Origin of the sequence: Antarctobacter heliothermus (assembly GCF_900188425.1) — a bacterium.
Classification (GTDB): Bacteria; Pseudomonadota; Alphaproteobacteria; order Rhodobacterales; family Rhodobacteraceae; genus Antarctobacter; species Antarctobacter heliothermus.
The window spans coordinates 53310-69164 of the sequence record NZ_FZON01000022.1; the positions used below are offsets into that span (position 1 = coordinate 53310).

16 protein-coding genes are annotated in these 15855 nt (G+C 61.9%); 11 read left to right on the forward strand and 5 right to left on the reverse strand.

Translation table 11 applies throughout. The annotated features are described in order from the left end of the window. The first annotated feature begins 61 nt into the window (after window positions 1–61). The 5 genes from CHB90_RS12800 (at window position 62) to CHB90_RS12820 (ending at window position 4962) form a co-directional block, all read left to right on the forward strand. Window positions 62–1045 carry an ABC transporter permease gene (locus CHB90_RS12800; protein WP_089278260.1) on the forward strand — a complete coding sequence of 328 codons (984 nt, stop codon included), beginning with the start codon at window positions 62–64 and terminating at the stop codon, window positions 1043–1045. Further along, window positions 1042–2187, forward strand: a complete 1146-nt coding sequence (locus tag CHB90_RS12805) for an ABC transporter permease (RefSeq protein WP_089278261.1) — start codon at window positions 1042–1044, stop codon at window positions 2185–2187. The genes CHB90_RS12800 and CHB90_RS12805 overlap by 4 nt, the downstream gene beginning before the upstream one ends. After that, window positions 2177–3223: an ABC transporter ATP-binding protein gene (locus tag CHB90_RS12810; RefSeq protein ID WP_089278262.1), complete on the forward strand. Its 1047-nt coding sequence runs from the start codon at window positions 2177–2179 to the stop codon at window positions 3221–3223. The genes CHB90_RS12805 and CHB90_RS12810 overlap by 11 nt, the downstream gene beginning before the upstream one ends. Next, window positions 3216–4205: an ABC transporter ATP-binding protein gene (locus CHB90_RS12815; protein ID WP_089278263.1), complete on the forward strand. Its 990-nt coding sequence runs from the start codon at window positions 3216–3218 to the stop codon at window positions 4203–4205. Before CHB90_RS12810 ends, CHB90_RS12815 begins: the two co-directional genes overlap by 8 nt. A 76-nt stretch (window positions 4206–4281) precedes the next feature. Beyond that, window positions 4282–4962, forward strand: a complete 681-nt coding sequence (locus CHB90_RS12820; protein ID WP_170941059.1) for a GntR family transcriptional regulator — start codon at window positions 4282–4284, stop codon at window positions 4960–4962. A gap of 348 nt (window positions 4963–5310) precedes the next feature. Here the strand turns inward: CHB90_RS12820 and CHB90_RS12825 are convergent, their stop codons facing one another. Genes CHB90_RS12825 through CHB90_RS12835 form a run of 3 tightly spaced genes read right to left on the reverse strand, consistent with a single transcriptional unit; the run spans window position 5311 to window position 8221 of the window. Next, window positions 5311–6078 (reverse strand): SDR family oxidoreductase, encoded by a 768-nt coding sequence (locus CHB90_RS12825; RefSeq protein ID WP_089278265.1) that lies wholly within the window; start codon window positions 6076–6078, stop codon window positions 5311–5313. Further along, window positions 6075–7109 (reverse strand): zinc-dependent alcohol dehydrogenase, encoded by a 1035-nt coding sequence (locus tag CHB90_RS12830; RefSeq protein ID WP_089278266.1) that lies wholly within the window; start codon window positions 7107–7109, stop codon window positions 6075–6077. Before CHB90_RS12830 ends, CHB90_RS12825 begins: the two co-directional genes overlap by 4 nt. Further along, the gene (locus CHB90_RS12835; protein WP_089278279.1) at window positions 7106–8221 is read right to left on the reverse strand and encodes a mandelate racemase/muconate lactonizing enzyme family protein; all 1116 of its coding nucleotides are present in this window, start codon (window positions 8219–8221) and stop codon (window positions 7106–7108) included. Before CHB90_RS12835 ends, CHB90_RS12830 begins: the two co-directional genes overlap by 4 nt. Window positions 8222–8406: 185 nt before the next feature. Between CHB90_RS12835 and CHB90_RS12840 the strand changes: the two genes are divergently transcribed. Beyond that, window positions 8407–9114 carry a FadR/GntR family transcriptional regulator gene (locus tag CHB90_RS12840; RefSeq protein WP_089278267.1) on the forward strand — a complete coding sequence of 236 codons (708 nt, stop codon included), beginning with the start codon at window positions 8407–8409 and terminating at the stop codon, window positions 9112–9114. A gap of 115 nt (window positions 9115–9229) precedes the next feature. On the opposite strand, the gene CHB90_RS12845 is transcribed toward CHB90_RS12840, so the two are convergent. Continuing rightward, window positions 9230–9856 (reverse strand): hypothetical protein, encoded by a 627-nt coding sequence (locus CHB90_RS12845; RefSeq protein ID WP_089278268.1) that lies wholly within the window; start codon window positions 9854–9856, stop codon window positions 9230–9232. 678 nt (window positions 9857–10534) lie between these two features. On the opposite strand from CHB90_RS12845, the gene CHB90_RS12850 reads away from it, so the two are divergent. The 5 genes from CHB90_RS12850 (at window position 10535) to CHB90_RS12870 (ending at window position 15468) form a co-directional block, all read left to right on the forward strand. Beyond that, on the forward strand, window positions 10535–11170 hold the full coding sequence (locus CHB90_RS12850) for an SH3 domain-containing protein (protein ID WP_089278269.1): 636 nt from the start codon (window positions 10535–10537) through the stop codon (window positions 11168–11170). Between the two features lie 242 nt (window positions 11171–11412). Continuing rightward, entirely contained in the window at window positions 11413–12039 is a 627-nt protein-coding gene (locus tag CHB90_RS12855; protein ID WP_089278270.1) for a FecR domain-containing protein, read from the forward strand. Next, complete coding sequence (locus tag CHB90_RS12860) at window positions 12036–13901, forward strand: CHASE2 domain-containing protein (RefSeq protein WP_089278271.1); 1866 nt, start codon at window positions 12036–12038, stop codon at window positions 13899–13901. Before CHB90_RS12855 ends, CHB90_RS12860 begins: the two co-directional genes overlap by 4 nt. Next, the gene (locus tag CHB90_RS12865; protein ID WP_089278272.1) at window positions 13898–14599 is read left to right on the forward strand and encodes a Crp/Fnr family transcriptional regulator; all 702 of its coding nucleotides are present in this window, start codon (window positions 13898–13900) and stop codon (window positions 14597–14599) included. The genes CHB90_RS12860 and CHB90_RS12865 overlap by 4 nt, the downstream gene beginning before the upstream one ends. Window positions 14600–14904: 305 nt before the next feature. Continuing rightward, window positions 14905–15468 carry a hypothetical protein gene (locus tag CHB90_RS12870; RefSeq protein WP_089278273.1) on the forward strand — a complete coding sequence of 188 codons (564 nt, stop codon included), beginning with the start codon at window positions 14905–14907 and terminating at the stop codon, window positions 15466–15468. A 202-nt stretch (window positions 15469–15670) separates the two neighbouring features. Here CHB90_RS12870 and CHB90_RS27545 read toward each other — a convergent pair. Then, the coding region (locus CHB90_RS27545; RefSeq protein WP_212591600.1) for a hypothetical protein at window positions 15671–15855 on the reverse strand (185 nt) is incomplete at its 5' end.

Consider the following 15855-nt stretch of genomic DNA (forward strand, 5'->3'; position numbering starts at 1 on the left):
GGCGTCCGCTTATCCTCCCGGCGGGCGCCCCGCCTTTGAACTGCAACGCAATGGAGAAGACATGGGCAGCTTCATCCTGCGGCGGGTTCTCTACATGATCCCGACCGTCTTTCTGGTCTCTATCGTCACTTTTGTCATCATCCAGTTGCCGCCGGGCGACTACCTGGATTCGCTGGCTGCCGAGATGGGCGAGGCCGGTGTCGATAACACCGCCGTCGTCGAACAACTGCGCGAGCAGTACGGGCTGGGTCAGCCGATGTACCTGCAATATTGGAAATGGATGACCGGCATCCTGCTGGAGGGCGATTTCGGCATTTCCTTTGAAAAGAACGTGCCGGTGACGGATGTGATCTGGGACAGGCTGGGCTGGACCTTTGCAATCTCTATCCTGACGCTAATTTTCATCTGGATCGTGGCGCTGCCCATCGGCATCTATTCGGCGGTGCGCAAATATTCAGTCGGCGATTACGTCGCCACCTTGTTTGGCTTTGTCGGGCTGGCGGTGCCGAATTTCCTGCTGGCGCTGGTCATGATGTATGTGGCCTTCAAGTACTTCGGCCAGTCGGTGGGCGGGCTGGTCAGCCCCGAATACCTCGACCAGCCCTGGACCTGGGCCAAGTTCACCAACCTGCTGCAACACATTTGGATGCCCGTGTTCGTGGTCGGCACATCCGGGGCGGCGGCGCTGATCCGCATCATGCGCGCCAACCTGCTGGATGAATTGTACCGGCCCTATGTCGTCACCGCCCGCGCCAAGGGCATGTCCGAATTTCAACTGTTGTTGCGTTATCCCGTGCGGGTGGCGCTGAACCCCTTCATCTCGACCATCGGGTGGATTTTGCCGACGCTGGTGTCGGGTGAGATCATCGTCGCCGTGGTCATGAACCTGCCCACGACCGGGCCGCTGCTGCTGCGCGCGCTGTTGGTGCAGGACATGTACCTTGCCGGATCGCTGATCCTGATCGTCAGCATGCTGACCGTGATCGGCACGCTGCTGTCCGATGTCCTGCTTGCCTGGGTCGACCCGAGGATACGCTACCAATGACATCCATCGATTCCGCATCCGAGGTGCAGGCGGTCGAGTCCGTCAAGACACCTGATCTGCTGGGCCCCTGGGCGCTGATGTGGCGGCAGTTCCGCCGTCACAAGATCGCTTATTTCAGCCTGTTCATCGTCGGCTTTGTCTATGTCGTTGCGCTGTTCGGCGAATTCCTGTCGCCCGCCGACCATCTGGCCACCAACACCCGCGCGCCATTCGCGCCGCCGCAGGGCATTCATTTCCTTGCCCCCGCAGAGGACGGCGGCAGCCGGTTCATCCTGCACGCGCGGGGCCTGAAGATGGAGATCGACCGCGAGGCAATGCGCCGACACTTTGTCGAGGACCCGGAAAAACTGATCCCGCTGGGCTTTTTCGTCAAAGGCCATGAGTACAAACTGCTCTGGTTGATCCCGACGAACCGGCATTTCTTTGGCCCCAAGGACCCGAAACAAAAGGTCTATTTCTTCGGTGCCGACCGGCTGGGTCGTGACATCCTGAGCCGGATCATCATGGGCACGCGGATTTCCATGTCCATCGGCCTTGTCGGTGTGGCGGTGTCGCTGCTGGTGGGGGTCAGTCTGGGCGGGATTTCGGGGTATTACGGCGGCTGGATCGACAACGCGATCCAGCGGTTGATCGAATTCCTGCGGTCCATTCCCACCATTCCGCTGTGGATGGGGCTGGCCGCAGCGATCCCGCTGGATTGGCCGCCGCTGCGCACCTATTTCGTGGTGACGCTCATCGTGTCCATGATCGGCTGGACAACCCTTGCGCGCGAGGTGCGGGGCAAGTTCCTGTCGCTGCGGCATGAGGATTTCGTCACCGCCGCGCGGCTGGACGGGCTGTCCGACTGGCAGGTGATCCGCAAACACCTGGTGCCCAGTTTCGCCAGCCATATCATCGCCTCGCTGACGCTGGCGGTGCCGCTGATGATCCTTGCCGAAACCTCGCTGTCTTTCCTCGGGATCGGGCTGCAACCGCCCATCGTGTCGTGGGGGACCCTGCTGAAAGAGGCGCAGAACATCCGCACCATCATCGAGGCCCCCTGGCTCTTGATTGCACCCGGCGCGGTCATCGTGACTGCGGTGCTTGCCCTCAACTTTCTAGGAGACGGCCTTCGCGATGCCGCAGATCCCTATGCAAACTGACATCACAGAAACCCCGATGATCCAGATTCGCGGGCTCAAGACCCACTTCTTTACCGACGACGGGTTGGTGAAGGCCGTCGAAGGTGTGGATCTGGACATCCACCCCAACCGGACACTGTGCCTGCTGGGGGAAAGTGGCTGCGGCAAGTCGATCCTTGCCCGGTCCATCCTGCGCATTGTCGATGCGCCGGGGCGGATCACCGGCGGCAGCATTCTGTATCACGCAGCCGACGGACGCACCGTCGATCTGGCCCGCGCGCGGTCTGGGTCGCGCGCCCTACGGTCGATCCGGGGCAGCGACATTTCGATGATCTTTCAGGAGCCGATGAGTTCTTTGGGGCCGATCCAGAAGATCGGCAAGCAGATCACCGAAACCATCCGCCTGCACCGCGACGTGACCAGAGCCGAGGCCAAGGCAGAGGCCATCGACATGCTGGCCCGCGTCGGCATCCCGCGCCCGGCGGAACGGTTCGAAAGCTATCCGTTCGAGCTGTCGGGCGGGATGCGGCAGCGTGCAATGATCGCCATGGCGCTGTCCTGTCAGCCGCGCCTGTTGATCGCGGATGAGCCGACAACGGCGCTGGACGTGACCACGCAGGCGCAAATTCTCGACCTGATCGCCGAGCTGAAAGAAGAGTTTCGGATGGCGGTGATGCTGATCACCCATGATCTGGGTGTGGTGGCCGAAGTCGCCGATGATGTGGCCGTCATGTACATGGGCCGGATCGTCGAGAAATCGGACGTCTACGGGTTATTTGAATCCCCCCGCCATCCCTACACCCGCGCGTTGCTGAATTCGGTGCCGCGTATCGGCATGACCTCGAAGGAGCGACTGCCTGCCATTCGCGGCATGGTTCCGCATCCTCTGGCGCGGCCATCGGGTTGTACCTTTCGTACCCGCTGCGATCATTTCATGCCGGGGACTTGTGACCTGCGTGAACCGCCTTTGAAACCCGTCGAGGACGGCGAAGTGGCCTGTTTCCTGCACGAAGACGGCGCGCGCCTTCGGCCTGACATGGAGAACGCCGATGACTGACTCCATTCTCGAAGTGCGCGACCTGACCATGTCCTTTGGCGGAAACAAGGGCGGGTGGCTGTCGAAACCGGCCAAGGGATTTGTCGCCGTGGATGCGGTTTCCTTTGACGTGAGGCGCGGGGAGACATTCGGCATCGTGGGTGAAAGTGGCAGCGGCAAGACCACGCTGGGGCGCTGCATCCTGCGCGTGCTGGACCCGAGCGACGGCAGCATCCGGTTCCGGCCGCAATCGGGGCAGGAGGTCGACCTGGCCGATGCGCCGATCGAACAGTTGCGGCAGGTCTGGCGCAAGCTGCGGATGATCTTTCAAGACCCTCAGGCCTCGCTGAACCCGCGCCTTCGGGTGATCGACATTGTCGGCCAGGCCTTGCAGAAATCCGAAGGGCTGAGGGGCAAGGCGCTGGCTGAACGGGTCGGCACCCTGTTGGAAAACGTCGGGTTGCGCCACGAGTTCATGCACCGTTACCCCAATGCCTTTTCCGGCGGCCAGCGGCAGCGTCTGGGCATCGCGCGGGCATTGTCGACGCATCCCGAACTGGTGGTCGCGGATGAGGCGGTGTCGGCGCTGGATGTGTCCATCCAGGCGCAGACGCTGAACCTGTTGCAGGACTTGCAGCAGGAATTTTCCCTGACCTTTGTCTTTATCGCGCATGATCTGGCGGTGGTGGAACATATCTGCGACCGGGTGGCGGTGATGTATCGGGGCCAGTTCGTCGAGGTGGCCGATACCGCGACCCTGTTCCGCGCACCGCAGCACCCCTACACCCGCGCGCTGCTACAGGCGGTGCCCGTCGCCGATCCGCGCCAACGCCGCCGCAAGGCCGGGGCAGGGGCGGAACCGGTGGATGTGACTGCGTCGACCACGGGCTGCCGGTTCGCCCCGCGCTGTCCTCATGCCACCGACCTGTGCCGCGCCACCCGGCCGCCGGTGCGCAACATTGGCGGCGCGGATGTGCTGTGCCACTTTGCTGGCGAAATCTGATGCCAGCCAGGGCAGGGTGGTACTTGGCAAACCGCCCGGTTATAGTGACCGGCGATCCCGGAGGACGGATAAACGCATGAAGCTGCGGGAAGATACCGAGGACACACCGCTTTACGAAGCGATCCTGAGCGAAATCTACTTGGGCCGTCTGGCCGACGGCCAGCGGCTGAAGGTTTCCGAGCTTGCAAACCGTTTCGGTGTCAGCACCAGCCCGGTTCGCGAGGTCTTGCGGCGGATGCAGGGCGAAGGCTTTGTCCAGATCCACCCGAACAAGGGCGCGACGGTCCGGCCTACGGATGCGGGGTTTATCCAGAACGTCTTTGAGGTCTTGCAAATGCTGGAGCCTTATTTCGTGACCTGGTTTGCGGATTATGCCCCCGACGAACACATCGACGAATTGGAAGCGATCCAGAAAAAGATCCATGCCACGTCACACAGCGAGCAACTGGAATTCCGCAAACTGGATTTCCAGTTTCACAACATCTTTTGCCGCAACCACTACAACCAGACTGCGGCCGAGATTTGGCGCAACCTGCGCACTTCTCTGAATGTGCAGGCCGCGCGGCTGCGGATTTCTCCTGCCCGCTTTGAGACGATCAAGGAAGAACATGACGAGCTGATCGCTGCCTGTCGCGCGCATGACGCCGCACAGGCGCATCTGGTGATCCGCAAACACGCCGATGGTTCTTTTGTACAGATGTCACAACAGATCCGCGCATTGGGCCTGTCGGCAAACCGATTGTCTCGGGCGCCATAGGCTCTCTTGAATGTAACATAACACAGATTATCGGCACAAACGTGTCAGCGTGAGTTTACCCTGCCCTCGAAAACACCTGAGCGGGATATGAGATGGCCGGCTGTCCTGTTGGACCTGGCGCGTCGACCGGGATTGGCATTAGGGAACTACGCCGCACGCACGGCATCAACGACGGCACGTTTTGCATGAGGCGTTCGAAATTCGACGGCATGCAGTGCTTGGCACCACATTCTCTGCATGTATGTGAGGGAAAGATCCGACACCAAACACAACGCTCAAGGTGACATGCCGAGGGCGCGGATCACTGGACCTCAAGCCCCGGGCAAATGTGTGACCGGAGGCGCCGTGTCAGCGCCCCATCCAGCCGCCGTCCACCACCAGGATCTCTCCGTTGACATAATCCGACGCGGCGGAGGCAAGGAACACGGCGGGACCGGCAAAGTCCTGCGGCGTTCCCCAGCGGCCCTGCGGTATGCGCGCAAGGATCGCCTCGGATCGGTCGGGATCATCCTGCAAGGCCTGCGTGTTGTCAGTAGCCACATACCCCGGCGCGATGGCGTTCACGTTGACACCCTTGCCCGCCCATTCATTGGCCAAGGCCTTGGTCAACTGCGCGATCCCGCCCTTGGACGCCGCATAGCCCGGCACGGTGATCCCGCCCTGAAAACTCAGCAATGACGCGGTGAAGATGATTTTGCCCCGGCCCCGTTCGACCATGCCGCGCCCGATCTCACGGCTCAGGACAAACTGCGCCGAGAGGTTCACCTCGATCACCTCATCCCACCAGTCGTCGGGATGCTCTGCCGCCGGTTTGCGTTTGATGGTGCCAGCGTTGTTGATCAGGATGTCGGGTTTGACGCCATCCGCGTCAAGCTGTGCCGCAAAACCCGTCACCGCCGCGCGGTCAGAAAAATCGCACTGATAGGCCCTGAACTTGCGCCCCAGCGCCGTCACCGCCTGTTCCACCTCGGATCCCGGCGCCAGCGACGCGCTGACCCCGACGATATCCGCCCCCGCCTGCGCCAGTGCCTCGGCCATGCCACGGCCAATGCCGCGCTTGGCGCCGGTGACAACGGCGGTCTTGCCGCTCAGGTCAAAGCTTGAAAGGACGGTCATGCAGGGTCTCCCACCTTGATGAGGCTTTTCAGGGCTGTCGGGCTGGCGTCGAGCGCTTCGAACGCCTTTTGAATGTCGGCCAGCGGGCTGACATCGGTGATTACCGTATCAGAGGCTATCTTGCCCTCGGCTACAAGGACGATGGCCTTGTCGTAGTCTTCGGGTTCATAGACCCGCGCACCGATCAGTTTCAACTCTCGCCAGAAGAATTGGAACATATCCACCTGCGGTTTCTTGGCGTGGATCGCCACCATGACAATCCGCGCGCGGGTGGCGGCCACGGCGGTCATGGCATCGACACCGGGCTGTGAGCCTGAGACCTCGAACACCACATCGGCCCCTTTGGTGCCGGTGCGTGCCTCAATCACCGATTTCAGGTCCTCCTTGGCCGGGTTCACCGTGTCGAACCCCAGCGCGCGCGCAATCTCCAGCCGGGTCTCATTGACTTCGGACAGCACGACATTGCCGCCCGCCTCACGCGCGACCATGGCGACCAGCACGCCAATCGGGCCGCCGCCAATCACCACCACGTCCTCACCCGGCTGCACCCCGGCCATGCGCACGTCATGGCAGGCCACGGCAACGGGTTCGATCAGCGCGGCATGGTCCAGCCGCATCCCGTCCGGCAGGATGTGCAGCGTGTGCGCGGGCGCGTTCCACAGTTCCTGCATCGCACCATCGGTATCGAGGCCAAGGAATTTCTGGTTGTGACAGATATGGGCATGACCACGCTTGCAGGCGGGGCAGGTGCCGCAAGGGTCCAGCGGGCGCACCACCACGTTCTGCCCCGGCGCAACATTGGTCACGCCCTCACCCACCGCCGCGACCACCGCCGACATCTCATGCCCGACGATGCGGTTCAAACCCACACGCGCGTCCATATTGCCATGAAACACATGCATGTCGGTGCCACAGATACCGCAATAGGCGATGCGTAATTGCACCTCACCGGGGCCGGGCGCGGGGGCATCAGCCTGTTCAACGGTAAAGGTGCGGTTGCCGCGATAAAAAGCGGCGTCGATCTTTGTCATCCGTGCATCTCCTCATGAGCGGCTTGCAATCTGTCCCAGTCGAAAATCACGCCCGTGCCCGGTGTATCCGGGGCGACGGCGCGGTGATCCTCGACCACCAAGGGGCGGATTGTGTAGGTGTCGATGGGAAAGGAATGCACCTCGATCCAGCCAAGGCCCTGCCCCGACACAAGGCTGACGTGCAGTTCCTGCATCCCGTGGCTGCACACCGGAATGCCATGCGCACGGCCCAAGGCCGCCACCTGCAACCAGCCGGTGATGCCACCACAGTTGGACGCATCCGGTTGCAGGAAACTCAGCCGGGAATCCGCGACCGCGTATTCGAATTCATGGATCGTGTGCAGGTTCTCGCCCATGGCCAGCGGCATGCCGGTGGCCTCTGCGATGCGGCCATAGCCCTTGTAGTTGTCGGGAATGATCGGTTCCTCGAACCACGTCAGGTCATAGGGGGCAAAGGCGCGGGCGGCGTCGATCGCCTGCGCCTCTTCCATCGAGTAATTGGCATCCACCATGAAACGCGCGTCCGGGCCGATCAACTCGCGCACGGCCTTGACCCGTTCCACGTCCTCAGCCAGCGTCGGCTGCCCCACCTTGATCTTTACCGCGTCAAAGCCACGATCCAGGTAGCCCCGAATGCTGTCCAGCAGCTTTGGCAGGGGAAAGTTCAGGTCGATCCCGCCCGCATAGGCCTGACAGCGGTCCCCTGCCCCGCCTGCCATCTGCCACAGCGGCTGGCCCGTGCGTTTGCCGCGCAGATCCCACAGCGCGATGTCCACCGCCGAGATCGCAAACGACGCGATGCCGCCCCGTGCGACGTAATGGACGTGCCATTGCATCGCGTCGTACAGCGCCTCGACATCGCCCGCCGGTTTGCCGACCAGAAATGGCGCAAGATCATGTTCGATCATCGCGGCAATCGCCCGCCCGCCCTTGCCGCCGGTATAGGTGTAGCCGGTGCCCTGACTGCCATCGTCCAGCGTGACGGTGGCGGTGATCAGTTCAAAATGTGTATGATCGCCGTGTTTTGCGTCGCTTAGCACCTCGGCCAGCGGCACGTCGAACAGACGCACAGTGACGCGTGCAATGCGGTCGGCGGTAGGGGCATGGGTCATGTCAGGCATCCCGGGCATTTTGATCGTACCAAGTTTACCGTATCTGCGCCACAAATCGGCAATATGTCAACATACATCGCTGAACTTTCCACGTTTAGTCATACCAAAACTGACCAAATTGACTTCTCCGCCAAAGCTGGTCCAATTAGGAAACCTGGTTTTCCGGGCAAACACAGGACCCAAGCATGGCACAGCACGACGATTCTGGACGGGCCGCAGATCAGGTGGTGCACAGCATCGCGGAACGTATCCGCCTCGGCGATTTGCCCGACGGCCAGCCGCTTCCCCCTGAGCGCGACCTGATGGAGGAATACGGCATCTCGCGCACTGTCGTGCGCGAGGCGGTGCGCACCCTGTCATCGCGCGGTCTGATCGAGGCGCTGCCGCGCCATCGGCCGGTGGTCCGCAAACCCGGATTTGATGCCGCCATTGACGCGGTAGGCAGCATCGTCACACATCTGCTGTCCGAACCGGGCGGGGTCAGGAACCTCTTTGACACCCGCATCATGGTTGAGGCGGCACTGGCCCGACAGGCGGCGCAATTGGCCACCCGCGACGACATTGCCGCGCTGAAAGAGGCGCTGGAGGCGAACGCCGCCGCAGTTGAGGACAGCGAAGAATTCTACCGAACCGACAACGCCTTTCACGGTGTGTTGTACCAAATTCCACAGAACCCGGTTCTGCCGGCGATCCACCGCGCCTATACAACGTGGTTGGCCCCGCAATGGTCACAGATGCCCCGTCTGCCAGAGCGCAACCGCACCAACCTCGGGGCGCACAAGGCGATTTACGACGCCATCCTGATGCGCGACCCCGATGCGGCCGAGGCCCGCCTGCGCGACCACCTGTCCAAGGCCTGGGCGCAGGTGCGGGAAACCTTCGGCGACGTCTAGGATCGAATGGATTGACCCCGCTCCGCACCTTGATCAACCATCCAACGCCAAATCGCCTGCGCGCTCCTTGAGCGCGCAGGCGTAACCGGCACAACCATTGCCGGCGGGACTTGGCTCAGCGGACCTTGAAGACCTTTTCGTCTTCGACCTGAAAGCGGAACGCGGTGACACAGCCCGAGCTGGTGGACCGATCCTTGAAGGAGCCGTTGATGTCGTTTGCATCGGTGGACAGGCACCAGCCGTTGCCGTTGTCGCGTCCCCAGTGGCCGATCAGGTTGTCCTTGAACCGATCGTTGGCAAAGTCGCGGCGGTAGACCCGGATTTCATCCATCCAGAAGGCATCGTCGCCGCCGATCGTGATGTCGATGTGCTTGAGGTCAAAGGGCTCGAACGTGTCCGAGAAGTAGACCGCATCGGCAAAGACACCGCAGCGGGGATAGTCGAAACTGCCAAGCGCCGAGCTGAGCGGGTTGATGTTGGGGTTGATCTTCATGGTTTCGGCTTCGATGTCGGTGACCGACAGGGTGGCGGTGCCGGCGGGGTCGCCGTCGACGCTGACGAACTTGACCTGGACATTGCTCTTGGTGCCGGTGTGATCGAGGCTGGAGGTATGGCAATCGATCTGGGCAAAGTAGAGCGTCGAGGATCCGTCGGGTCTTTGCAGATCGGCCTGAACCATGGTGCTGCTCAGGATCGTTGCTGCGGCGAGAGTGGCGGAGATGGCTTTGGTGAAACGGGTCATTGGTCTGGTCCTTTGGGTTGAGTGTTCTGTGCTCTCTCGAGCGGTGACCCCAACATGCCCCGCCCCACCGACCCGCGCTGTGAACGCGTTCACAGGGGGTGCAAAAAAGGGCCGCAGCCCTCCGCACGACAAGCGGCAGGGACAGATCCAGCCCTGCCCGCACCCGTTGTCAGCACCTTTGTCGCGCAGGCAGGGTGACACGTCCAAAGGGAGCCAAAGCGACGGCAGAGACTTTTCCGGCGCTATCTGAGGTCTTCCGCGCTAGGGGCGAAAATCATGCCCCTGACGTGGCAAGGGCTGCTGCCCTCCCTCTGTTGCTCTGCGGCGCACAGGATCGTCGTGCCAAAGTGTACCGAGACAGAAGGGGCGGGTTGCGGTGTGGGCCATGTTGTTGGGACAGATCCCGACAGCACCGCCTCTCACGATGGGCAAAGATCACGCTGCCCGGACGCGCCATATACGCAGCGGATTTCCGCACGCGGGGGCCGCTCAACCTGTCACGCGGTTCAGCCTCGGGCCTCAAGGGTCCAGGTGTTTGCGCCTGAAAACCCGCGAGGCGCGCAAAAACCGTATGAACCTGTGAACGCGTTCACAGCGCGTCTGCGACCGCGCCGTCATAACCGGGTCATCAACACTGCAACACCGCACTGATCAAACCGAACCAAAAGGACCCCAGTCATGAAAACGCAAATCGCTTCCATCGCCCTCGCCCTGACCGCCGCGCTGACCGCCTCCAACGCCTCGGCCTTGTCCATCTCGCTGGACCCCTACTACTCCGAATTCGCGCTCACTAGCCACCACGCCGACAGCAGCTGCCATCTCTGGGGCAAGGCCAGCTCACGGCACTCGCAAGACCAGCTCACCTTCAACTTTGTCAATCACACCAGCACCTACCGCGTCATCTCATGGTTGGATTTCCATGGCGACGTGAAGGAATACGCGACCCTGGCACCGGGACAGTCGGTCGAAATCCAGACCTACGAAGGGCATCCCTGGCTGATCCAGGACGGCCGCGGGGATTGCCTCGAAGTCATCGAAAATGGTGCCAAGCTGTCTTATGCCACAACGCCCAAAACACAGACCTATCCCGGCACGCCCGATGACTATGCGGAGACCTACAAAGTCTCGGGCACATGGGCCTATGGCGGCCACCTCAACATGCGCACGGGCCCCGGCAAGAGCTACGGAAGGATCGCCGTTTTGCCCGAGGGGTATCCGGTAGAGGTTGTGAAGAAATCCCACGGCTGGGGGAAGATCCAGTTGAAAAACGGCCATTCAGGTTGGGTCTCGATGAAGTTCCTGGCGGCGATGTAAGACTGCTGACTGAACAAGGCAAAATGCGCTTGGCCCCGATCCCATCGGTCGGGGCCAAGCGACCCAAGACAGACGTGTTGCACCGACCTCTTTGGGGGATAAAACCGTCCCTGTTCGACAGATTGGCGTATGTCAGGACGCGTGCTTCATTTCTGGAGGTGCCCGGTCTAGGGTGCCAAAATTGGGATCTGAAACACCGTGGGTGATCCTCCGTCGCATTCCGTCAACCAAAGGATCAGATCATGCATTTCACAAAGCTGTTTTTGACGATCGCCCTTCTGGGGCCAATGGCCTCTGGCGCTGCGGCTCAGACCTCTGTGACCTGTTCGGTTGAAACGGTTCTGGGACAGGCTGAGGCCGTCACCGGCGAGGTCCGGCGCAGCCTTGAACCCTTGGCGCAAGTCGCAATTCAGGACCGCATTGAAACCGCCGAGCGCGGGCTTGTCACGCTGGTCTGCCCAGACGACCTTAGGATCACCGTTGGGCCGTCCTCTGTGGTCGTTCTGGTCGATGTGGATCAGGGGGCGACAGGTTGGGGGGCGTCCCTGTCCACGGGGATCGCCCGCTTTGCGCGGCCTTTGTTCGGCGGCGCGCGGTTCGAGGTGCGCACGCCGTCGGCGGTGGCCTCCGTGCGCTCTACGGTCTGGACGATTGAGGCCACAGCCGAGGCGACAGCGGTTTTCGTGCGCGAGGGACAGGTTGTGGTGACCCCGGTGGCCGAGGCCCCGGCGGATGGCCCGACAGAGGCCGTGCTGGACGCGGGGCAAGGGGTCGAAGTCTCTGTCTCAGATGGGCTCGGCCCGGTCGAAGATTGGGGCCGGAACCGCATAGCCCAGCAGGAGGCCCGCCTGTTCCCAGAGGGTCAATGACCCCGCTGCGGATCGCTTTTCTACTGGCGCTTGCGCTGTCCGCGCTCTTTGCGCTCTGGCGGCCCAGCGATGGCGGTGGCGTGATGTCCGGTGTTGAAGGGCGCCTTCTGGATGCCCGGTTTTTGCTGCGGGGGCCGTTGCCTGCCCCGACAAGCGTGGCGATCCTGGCAATCGACGATGCCTCGCTGACGGCTCTCAATGCCTTTCCGCCGCCGCGTGACGCCCTGGCCACAGGGTTGCGCGCGGCCCATGCCGCCGGGGCGCGGTCCGTGGCGTTTGATCTGCTGCTGGTTGGTCAGGGCCAGGGGGATGCTGCTTTGGAACAGGTCCTGACGGAAAACCCCCAGAGTGTTCTGGCGATCTCGCTTTTGGGCGAAGACCCGGCCGGCGTGGACAGGGATCTGAACGGCGATCTGCAAGCCGATCTGGCGCGCAGCGCGCTGCCGCTAGTCATCGGCGCGCCGCAAGGGCGCCCTCGAACCATGCTGGCACCACTGGCTCGGTTAGGAACGCAGGCCTGGCTGGCCCATGTCAATGTCCAGCCCGAAGCCGATGGCGCCCTGCGGCGCATTCCGCTGTTTGTGCAGGCCGGTCCGGGGCTGATTTTGCCCGTGTTACCCCTGCAGGCCCTGCGGGTTGCCGGAGAGACGGATGTTGTCGCCCACTGGGGGCAAAGCCTGCGCCTGGGCGACCGCACCACGGTGCTGACGGCCAACAATGAGGCTGCCATCAATTTTTACGGACCTGAGGGCACGATACCGACCTTTTCCATGGTCGAGGCGGCGCAGGCGGATCTGGCCGGGCGCGTTGTGTTTATCGGCGCCTCGGCCCTGGGCTATGGCGACCGCTTTGCCACGCCCTTTGCCCGCGACATGCCGGGGGTCGAGGTTCTGGCAAGTCTCGCCGCGAACCTGATCGAGGGGCGCAGCCTGCGCCGCGATGACCTGACCTGGGGTCTGGATGTGCTGATTGCGCTTTTTGTTGCGGGACTGGGCGTGGTCTGCGCCTCACGCAGGGTGCCCGCCCTCGCTGTGATCACGACCCTTGCCCTGTGGGGTGGCGCGCTGGGTGGGTTGCAGTTTGCCTTTGTGCAGGGGTTTTGGCTGGATGGGGCCACCCTGTTGGCCACCCTGTTGACAGCAACGTTGTGCGGCGGGGCGGCGCGGCTGATGCTGCAACGACGCGCGGCCATGAACCTTGCGCAATATCAATCGCCCTTGCTCAAGGAGGTGCTGGCCGCCTCCGCCCAACCCGCCTTTGATGGCAGCGAACAGGCGGCTGCGATCCTGTTTGTGGATGTGGCGCATTTCACGAACCGCAGCGCCGCTCTGGGTCATGCGGCGACAGCCGTGTTCTTGCGCCGGTTTCACAATATTGTCGAACGCGCGGCCACGGCCCATTCCGGTCTGGTGGAACAATATGCCGGGGATGGCGCGATGATCTGCTTTGGCCTGCCCAAACCCTTGCCGCGCGATGCTGCCAACGCGCTGCGCTGCGCCGAGGCGTTGTTCGCTAGCGTGGCGGACATGAACACGGACCTGGGATCAGAGGGCCAACCCCCGGTCGACATCCGCGTCACCGCGCATTTCGGGCAGGTGACAGCGGCGGTTCTGGGCGGCGCCCGACAAGGCCATGTCACCTTTGTCGGAGACGTGGTTAACGTGACAAGCCGATTGCAGGAGGTGGCCAAGACACTGGGGGCAGACCTGGTTGTCTCTGATGATCTGGTCACGGCAGCGGGGACGGTCGCGGATTTTGACCTTCGGCCCGTCGGACCCGTCAAACTCAGGGGCCGTGACGCCGCGATATCCCTCTGGGTGCGATCGATCCCGGATCCTTCCATAGAACAGGGTGAGACATGAGTGATCAGACAGACGACACGATCAAGCTGATCCGGCAATGCTACCTTTTCACAGAGGCGCAAGAGGACAGCCTGAAACGCCTTGCACAATTGAGCCATATCGAGACCCTGCCCAAGGGCCGGGACATCTTTTCGGCAGGCGATCCACCCGACGGGCTGCGGATTTTGATATCGGGTCTGGTGCGCACCTGGATCAACAATGCCGAGGGGCGCGAGCTGACGCTGACATTGATCGAACCGGGCGATGCCTTTGGTGAAATTGCCCTGTTGGACGGGGCGGAGCGATCCGCCAACACCACCGTATTGGAACCCGCGCGCCTGCTTTTGTTGCGGCAATCCGCCTTTGACAAGGTGCTCGAGGATGACCCCGCCCTGATGCGCCACCTGATTGTCCTGCTCTGCGATCGGCTGCGCCGCAATACCGAAGACCTCAGGGGATTTGCCTTTCATGACATGGGCGCGCGGCTGGCGGCCAAGCTCTTTGAGCTGACCATGGTGCATGCTGTGGTGTCGGGGAATACCGCCGTGTTCGGGCGCAAGTTCTCGCAGACGGAACTGGCAAACATGTTGGGCGCTACCCGCGAAGCCATCAACAAACGACTGTCGGCCCTGAGCTATGACGAGGTGCTGTCGATCAAAAACGGTCTGATCACGATCCTGGACCTCCAAGCGCTGCGCGCGTTGGGGCAGATGGACTGAAGCTGTGAAACCCTTCTTCGATCTGTGAGGGTGGCTCGAAAGTCGGCCGTGCGGGATGGACCCGCGCGAGGCCCGCGTCGGAAGCCATAGACCGCCCCCAAACATGCGCTTGCAACCTGGATTATCCGCTTTGCGCTGTTTCAGCGTCTCAAGGGCTTTGGCCATCTGCCAGAGTCCGATCTTTTCACACACTTTGCCAGCCTGTGAACCCGTTCACAGCGCGTCTGCGCGGGCCTGTCTAAAACGGGTTCATCAGCAGGACGCAGGGTTCTGCAAACACAGAGCAAACCAAGCAAGGACACGACATGACCAACACTTTCACAAAGATCACTTCCGCCGCCCTTCTGATCGCAACGACATTGGCCGGGGTCCAGACCGCCAACGCGGCCCCCCTGACTCACAATTACCGCGCCTATGAGGTCATCATGGATTGCTACAATCCCGCGATGGAGAACACCGGCTCCAAAGACGCGCTCCGCGTGACGTTTCACACCTCGTCCGGCAAAACATATGCAGGCAACAAGATCATGCAGCCCTCAACCACCTGCAGCCGGGGCAACAAAATCGTGTATCGCTCTCCGCAGATTGCCCTGCCCAACCGGGATACCATCAGCAAGGTTGTCGTTTCCGCCTCCGGCCAGGATGCGCTCTGGACAAACAAGGTGCAGATTCACCAGTACGACAAGGGCGCGCCCAATACCGGGTTCAAGCACCTGACACCGGGCAACTGGGACACCGGACATGGCAGGGGCTACTGCCTGTCGATGGATCGTGGCGATAACCGCGCGCCCTGGACCTCTTTTGTCGCTGGCAGTGGCTGCGCCCCGAAAATGACGTTCCAGATTGGCCGGGGTGCACAAGCGCATTGAATACGGGGGCGCCATGAAGCGTGGCGCCCCATCTTGCAAAGAAAAATGCGGGGGAGGTCACCTGATACAAGGCCTCCCCACGCGTCTTCGAAACCGACATTGGCTCTATGCCGGCTTCGTCCGCACTACCACAAATAACGGTAAGCCGACCTTGTGGATCGCTTCGTTCAGCGCATCGACGCAGAAGTCGGCTTCCAACGTATTAGATATCCGCCAGACGCGCACCCAGCGCGTGTGTCAGTCCATAATCGCGACCAAATACAAGAACCTCCGCCGCATGGGTGGGTAAGTGGTTCGTCCTGAACAAGTCGCAAGCATCTGAATTTGTTTGGTGATCCCGGTAAAACTGTAGCAGGAAATTGCAGGGTTTCGTATGATGGGTGCGGA

Excerpts from the sequence above, each read along its gene's own strand:
- CHB90_RS12825 (WP_089278265.1), bottom strand. The coding sequence starts at position 6,078 with ATGACCGTCCTTTCAAGCTTTGACCTGAGCGGCAAGACCGCCGTTGTC.
- CHB90_RS12840 (WP_089278267.1), top strand. The coding sequence starts at position 8,407 with ATGGCACAGCACGACGATTCTGGACGGGCCGCAGATCAGGTGGTGCAC.
- CHB90_RS12845 (WP_089278268.1), bottom strand. The coding sequence starts at position 9,856 with ATGACCCGTTTCACCAAAGCCATCTCCGCCACTCTCGCCGCAGCAACG.
- CHB90_RS12830 (WP_089278266.1), bottom strand. The coding sequence starts at position 7,109 with ATGACAAAGATCGACGCCGCTTTTTATCGCGGCAACCGCACCTTTACC.
- CHB90_RS12815 (WP_089278263.1), top strand. The coding sequence starts at position 3,216 with ATGACTGACTCCATTCTCGAAGTGCGCGACCTGACCATGTCCTTTGGC.
- CHB90_RS12860 (WP_089278271.1), top strand. The coding sequence starts at position 12,036 with ATGACCCCGCTGCGGATCGCTTTTCTACTGGCGCTTGCGCTGTCCGCG.
- CHB90_RS12855 (WP_089278270.1), top strand. The coding sequence starts at position 11,413 with ATGCATTTCACAAAGCTGTTTTTGACGATCGCCCTTCTGGGGCCAATG.
- CHB90_RS12865 (WP_089278272.1), top strand. The coding sequence starts at position 13,898 with ATGAGTGATCAGACAGACGACACGATCAAGCTGATCCGGCAATGCTAC.
- CHB90_RS12810 (WP_089278262.1), top strand. The coding sequence starts at position 2,177 with ATGCAAACTGACATCACAGAAACCCCGATGATCCAGATTCGCGGGCTC.
- CHB90_RS12850 (WP_089278269.1), top strand. The coding sequence starts at position 10,535 with ATGAAAACGCAAATCGCTTCCATCGCCCTCGCCCTGACCGCCGCGCTG.
- CHB90_RS12835 (WP_089278279.1), bottom strand. The coding sequence starts at position 8,221 with ATGACCCATGCCCCTACCGCCGACCGCATTGCACGCGTCACTGTGCGT.
- CHB90_RS12800 (WP_089278260.1), top strand. The coding sequence starts at position 62 with ATGGGCAGCTTCATCCTGCGGCGGGTTCTCTACATGATCCCGACCGTC.
- CHB90_RS12805 (WP_089278261.1), top strand. The coding sequence starts at position 1,042 with ATGACATCCATCGATTCCGCATCCGAGGTGCAGGCGGTCGAGTCCGTC.
- CHB90_RS12820 (WP_170941059.1), top strand. The coding sequence starts at position 4,282 with ATGAAGCTGCGGGAAGATACCGAGGACACACCGCTTTACGAAGCGATC.
- CHB90_RS12870 (WP_089278273.1), top strand. The coding sequence starts at position 14,905 with ATGACCAACACTTTCACAAAGATCACTTCCGCCGCCCTTCTGATCGCA.